The following is a 20,711-nucleotide window of genomic DNA, read 5'->3' on the forward strand; positions in this document are numbered from 1 at the left end:
ACGATGGCGCACGAGGCCCTGGTGAACGGACGGCCGCAGCCCGCGCCGCTGCGCCAGCGTGTGCACTGGACGGACCGCATCGCGCACCTCGCGCTGCTGGGCGTGCTGGCGCTGCTGGGCGTGGGCCTCGTCGGGCCGCTGGCGGCCATCCTCTCGCAGGCCTTCGCGCCCGCCGCCGAAGGCTCGCGCTGGGCGCACTTCGCCGCCTACCTCGCCTCGCCGGCGCTGCGCCAGAGCCTGTGGAACAGCGTCTGGGTGTCGGCGCTGGTCACCGCCGTCGTGGTGCCGCTGGCGTTCACCTTCGCCTATGCGCTCACGCGCAGCTGCCTGCCGGCCAAGGGCCTCTTCCGCACCATCACGCTGCTGCCGCTGCTGGCGCCCTCGCTGCTGTCGGCCATCTCGCTGATCTACTGGTTCGGCAACCAGGGCGTGGCCAAGGACGTGTGGCTCGCGCTCGGCTTCGACGGCCTCTACGGCGCACCGGGCATCGTGCTGGCCGAATGCTTCGCGGTGTTTCCGCACGCGCTGATGATCCTCGTCAGCGCGCTGTCGATGGCCGACGCGCGGCTCTACGAGGCGGCCGACGCGATGGGCACCGGCACGCTGCGCAAGTTCGCCACCATCACGCTGCCGGGCGCCCGGTACGGCCTCATCTCTGCCGCGCTGGTGAGCTTCACGCTGGTCGTCACCGACTTCGGCATCCCCAAGGTCGTCGGCGGCAACTTCAACATGCTGGCCACCGACGTCTTCAAACTGGTGATCGGCCAGCAGGATTTCCAGCGCGGCGCGGTGGTCGCGCTGCTGCTGCTCGCACCGGCCGCCCTCACCTTCGCGCTCGACGGCTGGGTGCAGCGGCGGCAGACGGCCATGCTCACCGCGCGCGCGGTGGCGCTGGTGCCCCGGCCCGCCCGCGGCTTCGATGCGGCGATGACGGCCTACTGCGGCCTGGTCTGCGCGCTGATGCTGGCGATGTTCGGCATGGCGGTGTTCGCCTCGTTCGTGAAGCTGTGGCCCTACAACCTCACGCCCAGCCTCGACCACTACATCGCCGGCCTGGTCGACGCCGAGCTGGGCGACGCGGTGGTCAACAGCCTGAAGCTCGCCGCCGGCACCGCGCTGGTCGGCCCCGCCGTGGTCTTCGTCGGCGCCTACATGCTGGAGAAGACCCGCGGCCTGGCCTGGGCTCGCCCGCTGGTGCGGCTGATGGCGATGCTGCCGATGGCCGTGCCCGGCCTGGTGCTGGGCCTGGGCTACATCTTCTTCTTCAACGCGCCGGCCAACCCGCTGAATTTCCTCTACCAGACGGGCGCGCTGCTGGTGCTGTGCACGGTGGTGCACTTCTACACCACCGGCCACCTCACCATCGTCACCACGCTGAAGGCGATCGACCCGGAGTTCGAGGCCGTTTCCGCCTCGCTGAAGGTGCCGTTCTACAAGACGTTCCTGCGCGTGACGCTGCCCATCAGCCTGCCCACGCTGCTCGACGTGTCGCGCTACTTCTTCATCAACGCGATGACGACGATCTCGGCGGTGGTGTTCCTCTACTCGCCCGAGACCAAGCTGGCTTCGGTGGCCATCCTCAACCTCGACGAGGCCGGCGAGATCGGCGCCGCCGCGGCGATGGCGGTGCTGATCGTCGGCGTCTCCGGCACGGTCACGCTGCTCTACCTGCTGCTCGGCCGCGTGGTCACACGCCGCACACAACGATGGAGGCACCCGGCGCCATGAGCACCGGCCGATGCCAAGCCCCTTGACCCGCCCCCCACCGCCACCCATGGACCGCGACAACATCCTCCTCACCCCCGGCCCGCTCACCACCACCCTGCGCACCAAGCTCGCGATGCTGAAGGACTGGGGCTCGTGGGATGCCGACTTCAACGCCCTCACCGCCCGCGTGCGCGCCGGCCTGCTCGCCATCCTGAACGCGCAGGAGAGCCATGCCGTCGTGCCCCTGCAGGGCAGCGGCACCTTCAGCGTGGAGGCCGCCATCGCCACCGTGGTGCCGCGCGACGGCCACCTGCTGGTGCTGGACAACGGCGCCTACTGCAAGCGCATGGGCCGGGTCGCTTCGCTGATGGGCCGGCGCACCACCATCGCGAGCCGTGCCGAAGACGCGCCGATCGAGCCCGCCGACGTCGAGCGCCTGCTGGCGGCCGACTCGAGCATCACGCACGTCGGGCTGATCCATTGCGAAACCGGCACCGGCATCGTCAACCCGCTGCCCGAGATCGCCGCGATCTGCGAGCGCCTCGGCCGCGGGCTCATCGTCGACGCAATGAGCTCCTTCGGCGCGCTGCCGATCGACGCCCGCGCGCTGCGCTTCGACGCCCTGGTCGCCGCCAGCGGCAAGTGCCTGGAAGGCGTGCCGGGCATGGGCTTCGTCTTCATCCGCCACGAGGTGCTGGCGGCCTGCGCCGGCAACAGCCACTCGCTGGCGATGGACCTGCACGACCAGCACACCTACATGGCCCGCACCGGCCAGTGGCGCTTCACGCCGCCCACGCACGTGGTGGCCGCCCTCGCCGCGGCGATGGACCAGTACGAGGAAGAAGGCGGCCAGCCCGCGCGCCTGGCGCGCTACACCGGCAACTTCGACACCCTGGTCGGCGGCATGGCCGCGCTGGGCTTCCAGACCTTCCTGGCGCCCGAGCACCTCTCGCCCATCATCGTGACCTTCCTCGCGCCGGACGACGCCCGCTACGACTTCAAGGCCTTCTATGCCGGCGCCAAGGCGCGCGGCTTCATGCTCTACCCCGGCAAGCTGACCGAGGTGGAGACCTTCCGCGTCGGCTGCATCGGCGCCATCGGCCGCGCGCAGATGCAGCAGGCGGTCGACGCCGTCGCGCACACGCTGCGCGAGATGGGCGTCGCACCCGCACGCACCGTGCGGGCGCACGGGGGGACGATGGCATGAACGCGCCGCTTCCACCCTCCGCGCTGACGGCCGTCGTCTTCGACTGGGCCGGCACCATCATCGACTTCGGCTCCTGCGCGCCGATGGGCGCCTTCGTGCGGCTGTTCCAGCAGTTCGGCATCGAGCTCGGCATCGCCGAGGCGCGCGGCCCGATGGGCATGGCCAAGTGGGACCACATCCGGGCCCTGGGCACGCTGCCGCGCGTCGCGGCGCAATGGCAGTCGCGGCACAGCCGGCCCTTCACCGACGCCGACGTCGACCACCTCTACGAAGTCTTCACGCCGATGAACGCCGCGGTGGTGCCCGACTACGCCGGCTTCATCCCCGGCGCGCTGGAGACGGTCGCCGCGCTGCGCGCGCGCGGGCTGAAGATTGGATCCACCACCGGCTACAACCGCCCCATCATGGACGTGGTGACGCCCATCGCCGCACGCGGCGGCTACCTGCCCGACAACCTGGTGTGCGCCGGCGACCTGGCCGCCGGCCGGCCCAGCCCGCTGATGATGTACCGCTGCTTCGCCGACCTGGGCGTGTGGCCGCCGCACACCGTGGTCAAGGTCGACGACACCGGCGTGGGCCTGGAAGAAGGCCTCAACGCCGGCACCTGGGCGGTGGGCCTGTCGGTCAGCGGCAACGCCAACGGGCTCACGCTGGCCGAGTGGGAGGCGCTCGATGCCGCGCAGCAGCAGGCCCGGCGCGAGGCCGCCACCGCCGCGCTGCGCGCCGCCGGCGCGCACTACGTGATCGACAGCGTGGCCGGGCTGATGCCGGTGATCGACGACATCGCCGCGCGGCTGGCCCGCGGCGAACGGCCCTGACGCGGCGGCGCCTCAGCCGCCAGGGTTGACGGCGCGGTACAGCGCCCGCACCAGGTCGGACTGGGTGATGATGCCGACCAGCCGCTTGTCCTCGTCGATGATCGGGATGTGGTGGTGCCCGCCCTCCGAGAACAGCGGCACCAGCTCGATCACGTGCCGCTGCGCGCTGGCCACGCGCACCTGCCGCGTCATGATCTGCCCCACCACCTCGGGCTTGTCGGAATGCGATGCGCCCGTGCGCCGCACGAAGGCGCGCAGCCGCTCGCCCAGGCCCTGGTGCGAATCGAGGTCGGCCTGCCGCATGAAGTCGGCCACGGTGACGATGCCCACCACGCGGCGCGCCCGGTCGGTCACCGGCAGCGCCTTGATGCGGCGCTGGCGCATCAGGCCCCAGGCCTCGGCCAGCGGCGTGCCGAACGAGACCGCCAGCGGCTCGCGCGACATGATGTCGCCGCAGCGCAGGTCGCCGAGGTTGCGGCGGTAGGCCGCCAGCTCGGCCTCGTGCAGCAGCGCCTCCAGGTCGTCGCGGCTGACGTCGAGCACCTGGTTGTAGTGCGCGAGCGCGGCATCGAGGTCGGCGGCGCTGAAGCGCGAGCGTGCGTCGGCCGGCGCCGCCGGGGCCGCCTGCTGGCCGTGCGGGTAGCGGCGGCCGGTGAGGCTGTTGTAGGCCACGCCCGCCAGCACCAGCAGCACCGAGTTGGCGAGCATCGGGAAGGCGGCGAACTCGTAGCTCGATGTATGGGCCAGCACCGCGAACAAGGCCGTCGCCCCGCCCGGCGGGTGCAGGCAGCGCAGGCCGAACATCACGCCGATGGCCAGCCCCACCGCCGCGGCGCCGGCCCAGGCCGGATCGCCGATGTACAGCGCGCAGGCCGTGCCCACCAACGCCGACAGCGTGTTGCCGCCGATCACCGCCCAGGGCTGGGCGAGCGGGCTGGCCGGCACCGCGAACACCAGCACCGCGCTGGCGCCGAGCGGCGCCACCAGCCACGGCCCGGCGGCGCCCGGGCCGGCGAGCCAGCGGCTCACCAGCGCGGTGAATAGCACGCCCACCGCCGCCCCGGCCACCGCGCGCCAGCGCTCGGCGGCGTTGACCCGCACCGGCGCCGGCCAGAAGCGCCCCAGCAGCGCCTGCAGCCGCAGGCCGCCGAACCCGCCGCGCTTGTTGTCGTCTTCCGCCGTCTCCATGCCGCCCACTTCCCGTCCACGAGCCGGGTATTGGATCACCGGCGCCCGGGCATGGCCTGGGGGCGGACGGGCGGGGTCAGGCGCCGAGCTGGGCCTTGGCCTGCTCCAGCGCCGCGTTCGCGCACTGCTCGTCCAGGTGGCCGCCCGGCGCGCCGCCGACGCCCACCGCGCCGATCACCTCGTTGCCGGCCTTGATCGGCACGCCCCCGCCCAGCAGCAGGAAGCCGGGGATGTCCACCAGGTTGGCGGCGCCGGGGTTCTTCTGCGCGCCTTCCATCATCGCGAGCGTGGTGTTCTTGGCCGAGGCCGAGGTCCAGGCCTTGCGTTCGCTCGCGCCCAGCGTGTGGGCGCCGGCGTTGTCGGCGCGCTGGACGGCGCGCACCACGCCGGCACGGTCGACCACGGTGGCGCTCACCGCGTAGCCGTTGGCGGCGCAGGCGGCCACCGCCCCGGCGGCGATCTGGTTGGCGAGCGCCAGCGGCAGCGCCTTCTCGGTGCGCAGCGCCGGTGCGGCGGCGGCCGCGGCGGGGGTCTGCGCGTGGGCCGCGGCGGCGGCGGCCAGGGCCAGCGTGAGGGCGGCGAGGCGAAGGGTGCGGCGATGGATGGACATGGGGTTCTCCGTTGTGCTGTGAGGCTCGGCGAGCCGTTGCTCGACCGTGCCGCCACTGTAGGAAACGGGGGGCACGGCGCCCATTCGTACGGCTACGCGCGGCCTTCCGTAGAACTACGGAGCGCCGCCCGGCGCGGCCTCGTCGACCAGCGCCGCGTACTGGCGGATCAGCTGCGCCAGCGACTCGCAGTCCAGCTTGGCGAACAGGTTGGCGCGGTGCGTTTCCACCGTGCGCGGCGACAGCCCCAACACGCGGGCGATCTCCTTGTTCGTGAGGCCCGCGACGATGAAGCCGAGCACCTCGCGCTCGCGCTCGGAGAGCTGCCCGAAGCGCATGCGGGCGGCCTGGTCGGCCTGGCTGCGGCCGCGGGTGGCCACGTGCTGGCGCACCGCCTGCTGCACGGCTTCGAGCAACTGGTCGTCGTCGACCGGCTTCTCGAGGAACTCCGCCGCGCCGGCCTTGAAGGCCCGGCGGCACATCTCCACCGTGCCGTGGCCGGTGAGCATGATGACCGGCTGGTCGACCCGCTCGGCCACCAGCGTCTCCAGCACCGACAGGCCGCTGGTGCCCGGCATGCGCACGTCGAGCACGACCGCGCCGATGCCCTGGCGGTCGAACCCGGCCAGGAAGTCCGCCGGCCGCGCCCAGGCCTGCACACGCAGCCCGATGGTGCCGATCAGCAGCGCCAGGCCGTCGCGCACGGCCTGGTCGTCGTCGACGAGGTGGATCAGCGGCGATTGATAACCCGTCATGCCTGCTGCCCCTGCTGCCCCGGCGCCAGCGGCAGCCGCAGCTCGAAGCGCGCGCCGCGGGGCACGCGGTTGGCGGCGGCGAGGCTGCCGCCCATCGTGGCGGCCTGCGTCTCGCACAGGCTCAGGCCCAGGCCGAGCCCGCCGTCGCGGGTGCTGAAGAAAGGCTCGAACAGCCGCGGCAGCGCCTCGGGTGCGATGCCGCGGCCGGTGTCGTCCACCGCCAGCAGGCCCTGGCCGCCCTCCCGCGAGACCGACAGCGCCAGCCGCCGCTCGGCCGCCGGCACGCCGTCCAGCGCCTGCAGCGCGTTCATCAGCAGGTTGTGCACGATCTGCTCCAGCGCGACCGGATCGGCCTGCACCTGCACCGCCGCGTCCTGCGCGACCACCGGCACCGCCACGTCGCGGCGCCGGCATTCGGGCTCCAGCAGGTCCAGCACGCGCTCGGCGGCCTCGTGCAGCGCCACCGGCTGCAGCGCCCCGGCGCCGGCCGGCTGCTCGATCAGCCCGCGCAGCCGCCCCACCACGTCGGCCGCGCGGCGCGCCTGCGCGGCGGCCTGCGCCATCGCGCCGCGCGCGGTGTCGAGCTCGGGCGGGTCCTCGTCCAGCAGCCGCCGCGCGGCCTGCGTGTTGGCCATCACCGCGGTGAGCGGCTGGTTCAGCTCGTGGGCCATGCCGGCCGCCAGCTCGCCCAGGCTGTTGAGCCGCGCCACCTGGCCCAGCCGCAGCAGCTCCTCGGCCCGCCGGCGCGCGACACGCTGGCCCCACCACGCCTGCAGCCCACCCGCCAGCACCGACACGCCCAGCACCCAGCCGGCCATGGCCGCCCAGGGCAGCTCCTGCCAGGCGACCACCCGCGCCGCCTCGACGTCGAAGGCCTGGCTGGCCGAGGCCAGCGGCTTGCTGAAGCTGTACACCCAGCGGCCCCAGGCCAGGCCGGCGTCCTGCCGCCCGGCCTGCACCACGTACGACTGCCCGCCATGGGCGATGGCCAGGCGCACCGGGCTGGCGGCCGGGTCCATCGGCCAGTCGCGCCACACCATGGCGGCGGCCAGGTCGATGCGCAGCGCATAACTGCCGCGGCGGCCGGCCTTCAGCAGCTGGTAGCGGCCCTGGTCGAGCCGCGCGTTGACGACCACCGCCCGGCGCAGGCTGCGCGACTCGCCCTCCGCGAGCTCCAGCGCGCTGTCGGGCCACTCCTCGCCGTCGAGGCGCCGGTTCACCTCCAGCACCGACTGGTAGACCGTGGGCAGCCGCGTCTCGGGCCGGTCGTCGCCGGAGGGCGCCAGCATCGCCAGCGTCGACAGCACCGCGTCGTACTGCACCACCTGCTGGCTCAAGAGCCGGTGCGCGATGCGGGCCTGGGTCTCGAAGTCGTCGCGCAGGCTCGACAGCTCGGCGCGCGCCAGCACCAGGGCGCCGCCGGCGGCCACCACCGCCCAGACCAGCCACCCCGCCCAAAGCACCCGCCCTCGTCGCTGCATGGGGCGATTGTGCGGGGCGGCCGCGGCACGCCGGCGTCTTGATGCTTTCTTGATGCCCCGCGCCGCAATCTTGCGGCCGTCTTGATGCGGCGATTCCTAGCATTTCTCCATCCGGTTTTTCGGAGATGCCTTGGACATCGCCATGACAGAAGCCTTCGATGTGCTCGCCGCCGTGCTGGCGAGCCTGTTGTTCGTCTACCTGGCCGCCGCGCTGCTGCGGCCGGAGGACTTTTCATGACCACCGCGCAATGGCTGCTGCTGGGCGCCTTCGTGGCGGCCCTGCTCGTCATCGCCTGGCCGCTGGCCCGGTGGATCGACGCGGTGATGGCCGGGCGCTTCGCGCTCGGCCGCCGGCTGGAAGCCCCGCTCTTCCGCCTGGCGGGCGTGCGGCCCGAGGAAGAGACGGGCTGGCTGCGCTACGCCGCGGGGCTGCTGCTCTTCAACGCCCTGGGCATGCTTGCGGTGTATGCGCTGCAGCGCCTGCAGGGCGGCCTGCCGCTGAACCCGCAGGGCTTCGGTGCGGTACCGGTGGATTCGGCCCTCAACACCGCCGTCAGCTTCGCCACCAACACCAACTGGCAGGGCTACGGCGGCGAGACGACGATGAGCTACCTCACGCAGATGCTCGCGCTGACGGTGCAGAACTTCCTCTCCGCCGCCACCGGCATCGCGGTGGTGGTCGCGCTGGTGCGCGGCTTCGCCCGCCACGGCGCGCAGGCGATCGGCAACGTCTGGGCCGACCTGACCCGCGCGACGCTGTGGGTGCTGCTGCCGCTGGCCTTCGTGTTCGCGCTGGCGATGGCCGGGATGGGCGTGATCCAGAACCTCGCGCCGTATGCGGTGGTCGGCACGCTGGAGCCCGGCGGCGCGCAGACGCTGGCGATGGGCCCGGTGGCCTCGCAGCTCGCCATCAAGATGCTGGGCACCAACGGCGGCGGCTTCTTCAACGCCAACTCGGCGCACCCGTTCGAGAACCCGACGGCGCTGACCAACTTCCTGCAGATGCTGGCGATCTTCGCGATCCCGGCGGCGCTGTGCTGGGTGTTCGGCCGCATGGTCGGCGACCTGCGCCAGGGCTGGGCCGTGCTCGCCGCGATGGGCGTGGTGTTCGTGCTCTGCGTCGTGGCGGCCACCGCCTTCGAGCAGCAGGGCAACCCGCAGCTCTCGGCGCTGGGCGTCGATGCGGCGGCCGGCCCCGGCCAGCCCGGCGGCAACATGGAAGGCAAGGAGGCGCGCTTCGGCATCGGCGCCTCGTCGCTGTTCGCGGTGATCACCACCGCGGCGAGCTGCGGCGCGGTCAACGCGATGCACGACTCCTTCACGCCGCTGGGCGGCGCGGTGCCGCTGGTGTTGATGCAGCTCGGCGAGGTGATCTTCGGCGGCGTCGGCTCGGGCCTCTACGGCATGCTGGTGTTCGCGATCCTGGCGGTGTTCATCGCCGGGCTGATGATCGGCCGCACGCCGGAGTACCTCGGCAAGAAGATCGAGGTGTTCGAGATGAAGATGGCGGCCATCGCCATCCTCGTGACGCCGCTGCTGGTGCTGCTGGGCACCGCGGTGGCCGTGGGCGTGGCGCCGGGCCGCGCCGGCATCCTCAACCCCGGGCCGCACGGCTTCACCGAGGTGCTGTACGCACTGAGCTCGGCGGCCAACAACAACGGCAGCGCCTTCGCGGGCCTGTCGGCCAACACCCCCTTCTACAACGGGCTGCTGGCGGTGGCGATGGCGATCGGCCGCTTCGGCGTGATCCTGCCGGTGCTGGCCATCGCCGGCGCGCTGGCCGCCAAGAAGCGCCTGGCCGCCACCGAAGGCACCCTGCCCACGCACGGCCCGCTGTTCGTCGTGCTGCTGATCGGCACGGTGCTGCTGGTCGGCCTCCTGAACTACGTGCCGGCGCTGGCCCTCGGGCCCGTCGCCGAGCACCTCGCCCTGTGGACGCGCTGAAGAGAAGGCCCAGCCCATGACACGCAAGACCCTGCCCCTGTTCGACCCCGCGCTGGTGGGCCCCGCCTGCCGCGACGCGCTGCGCAAGCTCGACCCGCGCGTGCAGTGGCGCAACCCGGTGATGTTCGTCGTCTACGTCGGCAGCGCCTTCACCACCGCGCTGGCCGCGGCGCAGCCCGGCGGCTTCGCCATCGCGGTGGCGCTGTGGCTCTGGTTCACGGTGCTGTTCGCCAACTTCGCCGAGGCGCTGGCCGAGGGCCGCAGCAAGGCGCAGGCGGCCAGCCTGCGCGGGCTGAAGAAGCGCACCATCGCCAAGAAGCTCGACAAGCGCCACGAGCGCGGCACGCCGCGCACGGCGATGGCCTGGCTGCCGCACGAGGCCGACGGCCTGCGCAAGGGCGACCTCGTGCTGGTGGAGGCCGGCGACACCATCCCCGCCGACGGCGAGGTGCTGGACGGCGTGGCCTCGGTCGACGAGAGCGCCATCACCGGCGAATCCGCGCCCGTGATCCGCGAATCCGGCGGCGACTTCTCCGCCGTCACCGGCGGCACGCGCGTGCTGTCGGACTGGATCGTCGTGCGCGTCGCGGTCAACCCCGGCGAGACCTTCGTCGACCGCATGATCGCGATGGTCGAGAACGCCAAGCGGCAGAAGACGCCCAACGAGATCGCCCTGACCATCCTGCTGGTCGCGCTCACGCTGGTGTTCCTCGGCGTGGTGGCGACGCTGCTGCCCTTCTCGGCCTTCGGCGTCGCCGCCAGCGGCGCCGGCAGCCCGGTGGGGCTGGTGGTGCTGGTCGCGCTGCTGGTGTGCCTGATCCCGACCACGATCGCCGGGCTGCTCTCGGCCATCGGCGTGGCCGGCATGAGCCGCCTGATGCAGGCCAACGTGATCGCCACCTCGGGCCGTGCGGTGGAGGCCGCCGGCGACGTGGACGTGCTGCTGCTCGACAAGACCGGCACCATCACCCTCGGCAACCGCCAGGCCGCCGCCTTCCTGCCGGCGCCCGGCGTGCGGCTGCCCGAGCTGGCCGACGCGGCGCAGCTCGCCTCGCTGGCCGACGAGACGCCCGAGGGCCGCAGCATCGTGGTGCTCGCCAAGCAGCAGTTCGACCTGCGCGGGCGCGACGTCGAGGCGCTCGGGGCGCAGTTCGTCCACTTCACCGCGCAGACCCGCATGAGCGGCGCCGACCTGCCCGCCGCCGGCGGCGGCACGCGCATGCTGCGCAAGGGCGCAGCCGACGCGATCCGCCGGCAGGTCGAGGCGCTGGGCGGCAGCTTCCCCGCGGCGCTGCAGGCCCTGGTGGACGACACCGCGCGCCGCGGCAGCACGCCGCTCGTCGTCATGGAATGGCACCTGCGGCCCGCCGGGCAGGCCGAGGGCCTGCGGGTGCTCGGCGTCGTCGAGCTGAAGGACGTGGTCAAGGGCGGCATCAAGGAGCGCTTCGCCGAGCTGCGCCGCATGGGCATCAAGACGGTGATGGTGACCGGCGACAACCGCCTGACCGCCGCCGCCATCGCCGCCGAGGCCGGCGTCGACGACTTCCTGGCCGAGGCCACGCCCGAGGCCAAGCTCCGGCTGATCCGCGAGCACCAGGCCGCGGGCCGGCTGGTGGCGATGACCGGCGACGGCACCAACGACGCGCCCGCGCTGGCGCAGGCCGACGTGGCGGTGGCGATGAACACCGGCACGCAGGCCGCCAAGGAGGCCGGCAACATGGTCGACCTCGACAGCAACCCGACCAAGCTGATCGAGATCGTCGAGACCGGCAAGCAGATGCTGATGACCCGCGGCTCGCTGACCACCTTCAGCATCGCCAACGACGTGGCGAAGTACTTCGCGATCGTGCCGGCGGCCTTCGTCACCACCTACCCGAAGCTGGCCGCGCTGAACGTGATGCAGCTCGCCAGCCCCGCCTCGGCCATCCTGTCGGCGGTGGTCTTCAACGCGCTGGTCATCGTGGTGCTGATCCCGCTGGCGCTGCGGGGCGTGGCCTACCGCGCCGTCGGCGCCGCCGCGCTGCTGCGCCGCAACCTGCTGCTCTACGGCCTGGGCGGCATGCTGGTGCCGTTCATCGGCATCAAGGCGATCGACCTGCTGATCGCCTCGGCCGGCCTGGCCTGAGTCCCCTTCAAGGAACGCTCGAATGGACACCTCCTCCTCCCCCCTCGCCGGCCACACGCCGGCCCCGTCCGCCCAGCCCGCGCAGGCCGCCGGCGCCGCCCGGCACGCCGGGCTGCTGCGGCCCGCGCTCGTGCTCTTCGCGGCGCTGTCGGTGATCACCGGCCTCGCCTACCCGCTGGCCGTCACCGGCATCGCGCAGGGGGTGTTCCCCGCGCAGGCCAACGGCAGCCTGGTCGAGCACGGGGGGCGCGTCGTCGGCTCGCGCCTCGTCGGGCAGGCCTTCAGCGCGCCGGGGCACTTCTGGGGCCGCCCCTCGGCCACCGCGCCCGCGCCCTACAACGCCGGCGCCTCCGGCGGCGCCAACCTCGGGCCGAGCCACCCCGCGCTGCGGGAGGCCGTGCAGGCCCGCATCGCGGCGCTGCGCGCGGCCGACCCGGGCAACACCGCGCCGGTGCCGGTCGACCTGGTCACGGCCTCGGCCAGCGGGCTCGACCCCGACATCAGCCGCGCAGCGGCCGACTACCAGGCCGCCCGCGTCGCGCGGGCGCGCGGGCTGCCGCTCGCGCAGGTCACCGCGTTGATCGAGCGCCACGCGCAGGCGCCCTGGCTCGGCTGGCTGGGCGAGCCGACGGTCAACGTGCTGGCGCTGAACCTGGCGCTCGACGCGATGGCCGCCCCGGCGGCGCCCGGGCGGTGACGGTGGAGGTGCTGCTGGGTGCGCTCGGCGCGCTGCTCGCCCTGGTGCTGCCGCTGGCGCTGGCGCGCTGGCTGCTGGGGCGCCGCGGGCGGGCGCCGCGCCGCCGGGATGCGACCATACGCCGATGACTGCCCCGCGGCTCCCCCGCCCTGCGCCCGATGCACGCTGACCGCCCCGACCCCGACGCGCTGCTGCAGCAGGTGCAGGCCGACGACGCCCGCGCGGCCCGCGGCCGGCTGAAGGTGTTCTTCGGCGCCTCGGCCGGCGTCGGCAAGACCTACGCGATGCTGGCCGCGGCCCGCGCGGCCGCCGATGCCGGCGTGCCGGTCACCGTCGGCCTCGTCGAGACCCACGGCCGCGCCGACACCGAGGCGATGGCCCGCGGGCTGCCGCGGCTGCCGCTCAGGCCCATGGCGCACCGCGGGCGCACGCTGCCCGAGTTCGACATCGACGCGGCGCTGGCCTTCGGCGCCGCGCACCCGGGCGCGCTGGTGCTGCTCGACGAGCTGGCGCACAGCAACGCGCCGGGCTCGCGCCATCCCAAGCGCTGGCAGGACGTGGAGGAGCTGCTCGACGCCGGCATCGACGTGTGGACGACGGTGAACGTGCAGCACCTGGAGAGCCTGAACGACATCGTCAGCCGCATCACCGGCGTGCGGGTGTGGGAGACCGTGCCCGACCGCGTGTTCGACGATGCCGACGAGGTGGTGGTGGTCGACCTGCCGCCCGACGAACTGCTGGCCCGGCTGAAGGCCGGCAAGGTCTACCTGCCGCAGCAGGCCGAGCAGGCCGCCGCCCACTTCTTCCGCAAGGGCAACCTGCTGGCCCTGCGCGAGCTGGCGCTGCGCCGCACCGCCGACCGCGTCGACGACGAGGTGCTCGCCTGGCGCCGCCGCAGCGCGGTGCACGGCGCGCAGCCGGTGTGGCCCCACCGGGAGGCGCTGCTGGCCTGCATCGGCCCCGGCGGCGGGCAGGAGCAGGTGGTGCGCAGCTGCGCCCGGCTGGCCGCCCAGCTGGAGGTCGGCTGGCACGCGGTGCACGTCGAGACGCCGGCGGCCGCGCAGGCCGCGCCCGGCGGCCGGCCGGCCGCGCTCGCGGCGCTGAAGCTGGCGCAGGAACTGGGCGCGCAGGTCGGCACCCTGACCGCCCCCGACCCCGCCGCGGCCCTGGTGCGCTACGCCGGCGAGCACAACCTGCCGCGCCTGGTCCTCGGCCGCCCCGCCCGGCGCCGTGGCCGCCTGCCGCGCTGGCGCAGCACCCTGGCCGAGCGCATCGCCCGGCTGTCCGACGAACTCGACGTGCTGCAGGTCGCCCTGCCCGCCGCGGGACGGGCCTCGGCCAACACGCCGTCCGCCGCCCGGCCCCTCGCCCAGCCCGCGCTCTGGCCCTGGCGCGGCCACGCCGCCGCGCTGGCGGTGTGCGGCCTCACCGCGGTGGCGGCGATGCCGCTGGTCCGGGTGCTGGAGCTGAGCAACATCGTGATGCTCTTCCTGCTGGCCGTGGTGGGCGTGGCACTGGCGTTCGGCCGCGCGCCGGCGGTGCTGGCGGCGTTTGTCGGCGTGGGCCTGTTCGACTACCTCTTCGTGCAGCCGCGCTTCTCCTTCGCGGTGAGCGACGTGCAGTACCTCGTGACCTTCGGCGTGATGCTGGTCGTCGCGCTGGTGATCGGGCAGCTCACCGCCGGGCTCAAGCAGCAGGCGGCGGTGGCCTCGCAGCGCGAGCACCGGGTGCGCAGCCTCTACGAGATGTCGCGCGACCTCTCCGCCGCGCTGCTGCCGTCGCAGGTGGCCGAGATCGGCGCGCGCTTCCTCGCCGCCGAGTTCGGCGCCCGCAGCGCGCTCCTGGCCGCCGACGCGCACGACCGCCTGCAGGTGCTGCCCGGCGCCACGGCGACCGTGGACGACGGCGTCGCGCAATGGGCCTTCGACCGCGGCGAGGCCGCCGGCCGCGGCACCGGCACGCTGCCGGCCAGCGCCTGCCTCGTGCTGCCGCTGAAGGCGCCGATGCGCCTGCGCGGGGTGCTGGCCGTCGAGCCCGGCGACGCGCGCCCCATCGGCCCCGAGCAGCGGCGCCTGCTGGAGACCTGCGCGTCGCTGCTGGCGATCTCGCTGGAGCGCATCCACTACATCGAGGTCGCGCAGGCCAGCACGGTGCAGATCGAATCGGAGCGCCTGCGCAACTCGCTGCTGTCGGCCATCTCGCACGACCTGCGCACGCCGCTGGCGGCGCTGGTCGGCCTGGCCGAGACGCTGGGCCTGACCCGGCCGCCGCCGTCGCCCGAGCAGCAGGCCGTGGCCGAGGCGATCCGCCAGTCGGCGATGCGCATGAACGCGCAGGTCAACAACCTGCTCGACATGGCGCGGCTCGAATCGGGCGCGGTGCAGCTCGACCTGCAGTGGCAGCCGCTGGAGGAAGTGGTGGGCAGCGCGCTGTCGGCCTGCGCTCCCTCGCTGGCCGGCCGGCCGGTGCAGGTGGCGCTGGCCGACGACCTGCCGCTGCTGCACCTGGACGCGGTGCTGATGGAGCGTGTGTTCGTGAACCTGCTGGAGAACGCCGCCAAGTACACGCCGCCGGGCACGCCGGTGGCGATCGGCGCGCGGGTCGACGGCGACAAGGTGCGGGTGCAGGTCGACGACCACGGCCCCGGCCTGCCGCCGGGGCGGGAGGAAGCGATCTTCCAAAAGTTCGAGCGCGGCGCGCGCGAGAGCGCCACCGCCGGTGTGGGGCTCGGGCTGGCGATCTGCCGCGCGATCGTCGAGGCGCACGGCGGCACCCTGCACGGCGCCACGCGCCCCGGCGGCGGCGCGCGCTTCACGCTCTTGCTGCCGCGCGGCGAGCCGCCGCGCGATGATGGCGGCGAGGCGGCAACTTGACGGGGCAGGCATGACGGAGCTGCGCGCGCGCGTGCTGGTGGTGGAAGACGAGGCCGACATCCGCCGCTTCGTGCGGATGGCGCTGGAGGCGGAGGGGCACGAGGCCTTCGAGGCGGACGGCGTGCGCCGCGCGCTGATCGACGCCGGCACGCGCCGGCCCGACCTGGTGGTGCTCGACCTCGGCCTGCCCGACGGCGACGGCGTCGACTTCATCCGCGGGCTGCGCGGCTGGTCGGCGGCGCCGGTGATCGTGCTCTCGGCCCGCAGCGCCGAGGCCGACAAGATCGCCGCGCTCGATGCCGGCGCCGACGACTACCTCGTCAAGCCCTTCGGCGCCGGCGAGCTGATGGCCCGGGTGCGCGCCCAGTTGCGCCGCCACGCCCGCCAGGCGCCGGGCAGCGAGCCGGTGCTGCGCTTCGGCGACGTGCGGATCGACCTGGCACGCCGGGTGGTCGAGCGCGCCGGCGAGCCGCTGCACCTCACGCCCATCGAGTACCGGCTGCTGACCCACCTGGCCGGCGAGCCCGACCGCGTGCTGACCTACCGGCAGCTGCTGCAGGCCGTGTGGGGCCCCGGCCATGCACAGGACACGCACTACGTGCGCGTGCACATGGCCAACCTGCGCAAGAAGGTGGAGCCCGATCCGTCGCGGCCGCGGCACCTGCTGACCGAATCGGGCATCGGCTACCGCTTCGTGCCGGGCTGAACCCGGCGTGGCATGACGCAGGTCAAGCCGTGCCGCCGCAGCCGGTGCGAGCATCCCGCATGCCCCACAAACTGGCAGAGCACGCCCTGCAGGAAACACGCCGCCTCGGCGTGCGCCCCATCCCCTCGGCCCAGCCGCTGCGCTGGCTGGCCCGCGGCTGGCACGACCTGATGCGCTGCCCGGCGCCGGGGCTGCTGCACGGGCTACTGCTGGCGCTCTTTGGCGGCACGCTGCTCGTGCTGGCCCGCCACCACTTCTGGCTGCTGACAGGCGCGTTCACCGGCTTCCTGCTGGTGGCGCCCATCCTGGCCACCGGGCTCTACGCCATCAGCCGTGCGCTGGAGCGGCGGCAGCCCGCCACGCTGCGCACCGCGCTGCGCACCTGGTACCCGGACGACGGGCGGCTGGTGGTCTTCGGCGTGCTGCTGGCCTTTGCCGGCACCGGCTGGGTGGTGACCTCGGCCTCGCTGATCACCGGCTTCGCGCCGGCGCGCATCGACAACCCGCAAGACTTTCTGCGCCACGTCGTGCTCGCCGAGAGCGGCCTGCTGTTCGAGGCCTGGGTGCTGCTCGGCGCGCTGCTGGCCGCGCCGGTGTTCGCGTCGAGCGTGGTCGCGATCCCGCTGCTGCTCGACCGGCGCATCGGCATCCTCGGCGCGGTGCTGACGAGCTGGCGCGTGGTGATGGCGCACCCGGTGCCGATGGCGCTGTGGGCGCTGCTGCTGGTGGCGCTGACGCTGCTGGCGATGCTGCCGCTGCTGCTGGGCCTGGTGGTCGTGGCGCCGTGGCTCGCGCACGCGAGCTGGCACGCCTACCGCGACCTGGTGGACCCCGCCGGCGCGCAGGAGCGCGGCTGATGTTCGGCTACACCGAGGAACAGTTCGCCTGGTTCGGCATGACCTTCGGCCTCGGGGCCTTCATGCTGTACATGGTGTTCATCATCCTGCAGCTCGCGCGCGAATCGAAGGCCGGGCGCTTCGGCACCTTCGTGCTGCTGCTGGGGCTGGGCCTGGGGCTGGTGGGCTTCCTGGCCAAGGGCGTCATCAAGTACTTCCTCAAGGGCATCGCCGAATGACCGTGGCGCGGCGGCGGCGATGAACGCCGCGCCGGCCGTCAAGCCGCCGCGTCCTTGGTCAGCACGTACAGCCCGACGTCGACGCGGCCGGTGCGGAAACCCGCCTCGCAGTAGCCGAGGTAGTACGCCCACAGCCGCTTGAACGGCTCGTCGAAGCCCAGGGCCTCGATGGCGGGCCAGGCCTGCAGGAAGCGGCGGCGCCACTCCGCCAGCGTGGCGGCGTAGCTCGGCCCGAAGCTCTCGGCCACGGTGAACGAGAGCCCCGCCCGCCCCGCCTGCGCGCGCAGCGCCGCCACCGAGGGGAGCATGCCGCCGGGGAAGATGAAGCGCTGGATGAAATCCGCCCCGCGGCGGTAGTGCTCGAAATGCGCGTCGGCGATGGTGATCACCTGCAGCACCGCGATGCCCCCCGGCCGCAGCCGCTCGCGCAGCGTCTCGAAGTACACCGGCCAGTAGCGCTCGCCCACGGCTTCCAGCATCTCGATCGAGACGATGCGGTCGTGCTCGCCCTCCACGTCGCGGTAGTCCTGCAGGCGCAGCTCGACCTGGCCGTCGAGCCCCTCGCGGCGCAGCCGCGCGCCCGCATGCGCCAGCTGTTCGGCCGAGAGCGTGAGCCCGGTGATGGCGGCCGGATGGCGCCGCGCCATCGCCGCGGCCAGCGCCCCCCAGCCGCAGCCGATCTCCAGGATCGAGGCCGGGCCCGGCAGGCGGTCGAGCTGCAGCAGCGCCAGCACACGCTCCAGCTTGGCGGCCTGTGCTTCTTCCAGCGACTGCACGCCCGGCGCGTAGAGCGCACTCGAATAGATCAGCTCCGGATCCAGCCACTGCGCGTAGAAGCCGTTGCCCAGGTCGTAGTGGAAGGAGATGTTCTGCCGGCTGCCGCGGCGGGTGTTGGCCCGGGCGCGGTGGGCCAGGCGGAAGAGCGCGCGCACCGGCCACGGCGCATCGAGCGCCCCGCCCCAGGCGGCCTCGTTGCGCAGGCCGAATTCCAGCAGCGCCGGCAGGTCGTCGGTCGACCAGTCGCCGTCGCGGTAGGCCTCGGCCAGGCCGATGTCGCCCGCCAGCGCCAGCCGGGCCAGCGCCCGCCAGCGGTGCAGCGTGAGGGCCGCATGGGGGCCGTCGGCCGCGCCGCGCGCCTCCAGGCGCCGGCCATCGGGCAGGTGGACCACGAGCGCGCCGCAGTGCACCGCCCGCAGCAGCCGGCGCAGCAGGCGATGCAGGGGGCGCCGCAGCAGCGCGGCGAGGGGGCGGCGGCCGGTGCCGGCGGCCAGCGCGGCGGTGGAGTGCGGAATGTTCATGGGCTCCCGGGCTTGATGACGGTGACGGGCCGTGCGGGCGCGGCCGGCTGCGGCTGCACGCGCGCGCCCTTGGCCCACAGCCGCAGGGCTTCCCAGTGGATGGCGGCGATGACCTTGAGCGTCAGCAGCGGATGGGTGAGGAACACGCGGGCCAGCGCCGCATCGCCCAGCGGCCGGCGGCGGGCGCCGTAGTGGGCGACGAGCACCGGGCCCTCGTCGTCGTGTGCGGTGACGCCGATGCGTAGGCCCTCGCCCTCGGCCTTGGGCGGCCGGATGTCGAAGCGGTAGCCCATCGCCAGCCCGAGGAACGGCGAGACGTGGAACTGCTTGGCGCAGCCCTGCGTGATGCGCCCGGCCCCACGCTGGCCTTCGTCCACCTCGATCAGGTAGCTGTGCCGCTGGCCGAAGGTGTTGTTGACCTCGTAGAGGATGGCGCGCAGCGTGCCGTCCGGCCCGTCGCAGAAATACACGCTCAGCGGGTTGAAGGCGTAGCCGAGGATGCGCGGCATCGTCAGCAGGCGGATCGCCCCGCCCGCCTCGATGCCCGCCTCGTGCAGCCGGCCCTCCACGTAGGCCCGCAGGCCGAGGCCGCTGCCGTCGCCGTGGTCGCGCTCGTGCAGGCTGAAGAGGTTGAAGCGGTTCAGCGAGAAGAGCCGCAGCCGCCTTGAGAGCGCCGGCAGTTCGTCGACGTCGAGCAGCAGCGAGTAGACGCGGTAGCGCAGGCGGTGCCGCATCGGCCGCAGGCGCTGGTGGGTGACCACGCCCGTGTACAGCGCGGAGCCTGCGCTCATGACGTTTTCTCGTGCGACGAGGTGCAGGCCGGCGCCGCCGCGGCCAGGTGCTCGGCCCCCACGAGCGCCAACCCGTGGTGCACGTGGATGCGGCCCGACTCGTCGGGCACCGACCAGGGCCGGCGCACGCCGCCCAGCCCCTCGGCCACGGCCAGGCCCGCCTGCAGGCCGTCTTCATGGAAGCCCGCGCCGAAGTACGCGCCGCAGAACCAGGTGCGGTGCCGGCCCTGCAGGGCCCACAGGTGCTGTTGCGTGCGGATGGCGGTGGCGTCGAAGAGCGGGTGCTCGTAGACCTCGGTGTGCAGCACGGACTCGGGCCGCGGCGCCTGCGCCGGGTTGAGCGTGAGGAAGAGCGGCGCATCGCCCCCCACGCCCTGCAGCCGGTTCATCCAGTAGGTGACACACGGCGCCTCGTGGCGGCGGCGGTCGGCCAGGTAGTTCCAGCTCGACCACACCGCGCGGCGCCGCGGCATCAGGCGCTCGTCGCCGTGCAGCACCGCGAGGTTGCGGCTGTAGCGGTAGGCGCCGAGCAGCCGGCGTTCGTCGGCATCCGCATCGGGCAGCAGGCGCAGCGCCTGGTCGGCGTGCGTGGCGATCACCACCTGGTCGAAGCGCTGGGGCGGCCGGCCGTCGGTGGTGGCCACGCGCAGGCCGTCGGCGCCGCGGTGCACGGCCACCGCGCCGCAGCCCGGCCGCACGCCGGGGCCGATGGCCTGCGCCAGGCGGCGCACGTATTCGCGGCTGCCGCCGGCCACCGTGCGCCACGCCGGCCGGCCGCTGAGCTTGAGCAGGTGGTGGTTCTCGCAGAAGCGCACGAAGGCCTCGGTGGGGTAGCGGCCCACCTGCGCGGCCGGCGTCGACCAGATGGCCGCGGCCATCGGGTAGAGGTGGTCGTCGCGGAAGGCGCGGCCGTAGCCGTGGCGGTCGAGGTACTCGTCGAGCGACAGGTTCCCGGCCGAGGCGGCGTCGCCCGGCGCCTCGCGGTAGAAGCGCAGCAGTTCCAGCAGCATCGCCCAGAAGCGCGGGCTGACCAGGTTGCGCGGCTGCGCGAAGAGCCCGCGCAGGTTGGTGCCCGAATACTCCAGCGCGCCGTCGTCGAGGCTGACGGCGAACGACATCTCGGTCGGCCGCGTCTCGACGCCGAGGTGCCGGAACAGCGCCGTGAGGTTCGGGTAGGCGGGCTCGTTGTAGACGATGAAGCCGGTATCGACCGCCACCCGGCCGCCCGGCGCCCCGGCTGCCGCCGCCTCCACCGTGTTGCTGTGGCCGCCCAGGCGCGCATCGGCCTCCAGCAGCGTGACGCGGTGGCGCCGCGACAGCAGCCATGCGGCCGAGAGGCCCGAGATGCCGCTGCCGATGACGGCGATGTCGAGCACCGGGCCGTCGGGTCCGGTGGCGGGGGGAGGCGCGCTGGCGGTCGTCATGGATGGAGGTCTGC

The 20,711-nt window shown here is 73.8% G+C and carries 19 protein-coding genes; 12 read left to right on the top strand and 7 right to left on the bottom strand.

Features of this window, described 5'->3' with window-relative positions:
• Positions 1-3 precede the first annotated feature (3 nt).
• Genes V4F39_RS18185 through phnX form a run of 3 tightly spaced genes read left to right on the top strand, consistent with a single transcriptional unit; the run spans position 4 to position 3,732 of the window.
• Entirely contained in the window at positions 4-1,728 is a 1,725-nt protein-coding gene (locus V4F39_RS18185; protein ID WP_332291565.1) for a putative 2-aminoethylphosphonate ABC transporter permease subunit, read from the top strand.
• A gap of 46 nt (positions 1,729-1,774) precedes the next feature.
• The gene (locus V4F39_RS18190; protein WP_332291178.1) at positions 1,775-2,914 is read left to right on the top strand and encodes a 2-aminoethylphosphonate--pyruvate transaminase; all 1,140 of its coding nucleotides are present in this window, start codon (positions 1,775-1,777) and stop codon (positions 2,912-2,914) included.
• On the top strand, positions 2,911-3,732 hold the full coding sequence (gene phnX / locus V4F39_RS18195; protein WP_332291179.1) for a phosphonoacetaldehyde hydrolase: 822 nt from the start codon (positions 2,911-2,913) through the stop codon (positions 3,730-3,732). The genes V4F39_RS18190 and phnX overlap by 4 nt, the downstream gene beginning before the upstream one ends.
• Before the next feature lie 12 nt (positions 3,733-3,744).
• Here phnX and V4F39_RS18200 read toward each other — a convergent pair whose 3' ends face one another.
• The 4 genes from V4F39_RS18200 to V4F39_RS18215 form a co-directional block, all read right to left on the bottom strand.
• Positions 3,745-4,920 carry an HPP family protein gene (locus V4F39_RS18200; RefSeq protein WP_332291180.1) on the bottom strand — a complete coding sequence of 392 codons (1,176 nt, stop codon included), beginning with the start codon at positions 4,918-4,920 and terminating at the stop codon, positions 3,745-3,747.
• 76 nt (positions 4,921-4,996) lie between these two features.
• Positions 4,997-5,530 (bottom strand): GlcG/HbpS family heme-binding protein, encoded by a 534-nt coding sequence (locus V4F39_RS18205; RefSeq protein ID WP_332291181.1) that lies wholly within the window; start codon positions 5,528-5,530, stop codon positions 4,997-4,999.
• A 114-nt stretch (positions 5,531-5,644) separates the two neighbouring features.
• Positions 5,645-6,283: a response regulator transcription factor gene (locus V4F39_RS18210; protein WP_332291182.1), complete on the bottom strand. Its 639-nt coding sequence runs from the start codon at positions 6,281-6,283 to the stop codon at positions 5,645-5,647.
• On the bottom strand, positions 6,280-7,764 hold the full coding sequence (locus V4F39_RS18215; RefSeq protein ID WP_332291183.1) for a sensor histidine kinase: 1,485 nt from the start codon (positions 7,762-7,764) through the stop codon (positions 6,280-6,282). The genes V4F39_RS18210 and V4F39_RS18215 overlap by 4 nt, the downstream gene beginning before the upstream one ends.
• A gap of 130 nt (positions 7,765-7,894) precedes the next feature.
• Here V4F39_RS18215 and kdpF point away from each other — a divergent pair, with 130 nt between their 5' ends.
• The 9 genes from kdpF to V4F39_RS18260 are packed head-to-tail and all read left to right on the top strand — an operon-like array spanning position 7,895 to position 17,184.
• The gene (gene kdpF, locus V4F39_RS18220) at positions 7,895-8,002 is read left to right on the top strand and encodes a K(+)-transporting ATPase subunit F (protein ID WP_332291184.1); all 108 of its coding nucleotides are present in this window, start codon (positions 7,895-7,897) and stop codon (positions 8,000-8,002) included.
• Positions 7,999-9,708 carry a potassium-transporting ATPase subunit KdpA gene (gene kdpA / locus V4F39_RS18225; protein WP_332291186.1) on the top strand — a complete coding sequence of 570 codons (1,710 nt, stop codon included), beginning with the start codon at positions 7,999-8,001 and terminating at the stop codon, positions 9,706-9,708. The genes kdpF and kdpA overlap by 4 nt, the downstream gene beginning before the upstream one ends.
• Positions 9,709-9,724: 16 nt before the next feature.
• Positions 9,725-11,833: a potassium-transporting ATPase subunit KdpB gene (kdpB, locus tag V4F39_RS18230; protein WP_332291187.1), complete on the top strand. Its 2,109-nt coding sequence runs from the start codon at positions 9,725-9,727 to the stop codon at positions 11,831-11,833.
• A 22-nt stretch (positions 11,834-11,855) separates the two neighbouring features.
• Positions 11,856-12,530: a potassium-transporting ATPase subunit KdpC gene (gene kdpC, locus V4F39_RS18235; RefSeq protein WP_332291189.1), complete on the top strand. Its 675-nt coding sequence runs from the start codon at positions 11,856-11,858 to the stop codon at positions 12,528-12,530.
• Positions 12,527-12,658 (top strand): hypothetical protein, encoded by a 132-nt coding sequence (locus tag V4F39_RS18240; protein WP_332291190.1) that lies wholly within the window; start codon positions 12,527-12,529, stop codon positions 12,656-12,658. The genes kdpC and V4F39_RS18240 overlap by 4 nt, the downstream gene beginning before the upstream one ends.
• Positions 12,659-12,688: 30 nt before the next feature.
• The gene (locus V4F39_RS18245) at positions 12,689-15,403 is read left to right on the top strand and encodes a DUF4118 domain-containing protein (RefSeq protein ID WP_332291192.1); all 2,715 of its coding nucleotides are present in this window, start codon (positions 12,689-12,691) and stop codon (positions 15,401-15,403) included.
• Positions 15,404-15,413: 10 nt separating this feature from the next.
• Positions 15,414-16,109: a two-component system response regulator KdpE gene (gene kdpE / locus V4F39_RS18250; RefSeq protein WP_332291193.1), complete on the top strand. Its 696-nt coding sequence runs from the start codon at positions 15,414-15,416 to the stop codon at positions 16,107-16,109.
• Between the two features lie 59 nt (positions 16,110-16,168).
• Positions 16,169-16,966, top strand: coding sequence for a DUF2189 domain-containing protein (locus V4F39_RS18255; RefSeq protein ID WP_332291194.1), 798 nt, complete (start codon positions 16,169-16,171; stop codon positions 16,964-16,966).
• A complete protein-coding gene (locus V4F39_RS18260) occupies positions 16,966-17,184 on the top strand; it encodes a DUF2788 domain-containing protein (protein ID WP_332291196.1) in 219 nt (72 codons plus the stop codon). The genes V4F39_RS18255 and V4F39_RS18260 overlap by 1 nt, the downstream gene beginning before the upstream one ends.
• Positions 17,185-17,222: 38 nt before the next feature.
• On the opposite strand, the gene V4F39_RS18265 is transcribed toward V4F39_RS18260, so the two are convergent.
• Genes V4F39_RS18265 through V4F39_RS18275 form a run of 3 tightly spaced genes read right to left on the bottom strand, consistent with a single transcriptional unit; the run spans position 17,223 to position 20,697 of the window.
• Positions 17,223-18,482, bottom strand: a complete 1,260-nt coding sequence (locus V4F39_RS18265; protein WP_332291197.1) for a cyclopropane-fatty-acyl-phospholipid synthase family protein — start codon at positions 18,480-18,482, stop codon at positions 17,223-17,225.
• Positions 18,479-19,273 (bottom strand): DUF1365 domain-containing protein, encoded by a 795-nt coding sequence (locus V4F39_RS18270; protein WP_332291198.1) that lies wholly within the window; start codon positions 19,271-19,273, stop codon positions 18,479-18,481. The genes V4F39_RS18265 and V4F39_RS18270 overlap by 4 nt, the downstream gene beginning before the upstream one ends.
• Positions 19,270-20,697 carry an NAD(P)/FAD-dependent oxidoreductase gene (locus V4F39_RS18275; protein ID WP_332291199.1) on the bottom strand — a complete coding sequence of 476 codons (1,428 nt, stop codon included), beginning with the start codon at positions 20,695-20,697 and terminating at the stop codon, positions 19,270-19,272. Before V4F39_RS18275 ends, V4F39_RS18270 begins: the two co-directional genes overlap by 4 nt.
• Positions 20,698-20,711: the final 14 nt, after the last annotated feature.

It is taken from the genome of Aquincola agrisoli, assembly GCF_036621135.1.
GTDB classification, from domain to species: Bacteria; Pseudomonadota; Gammaproteobacteria; order Burkholderiales; family Burkholderiaceae_C; genus Aquincola; species Aquincola agrisoli.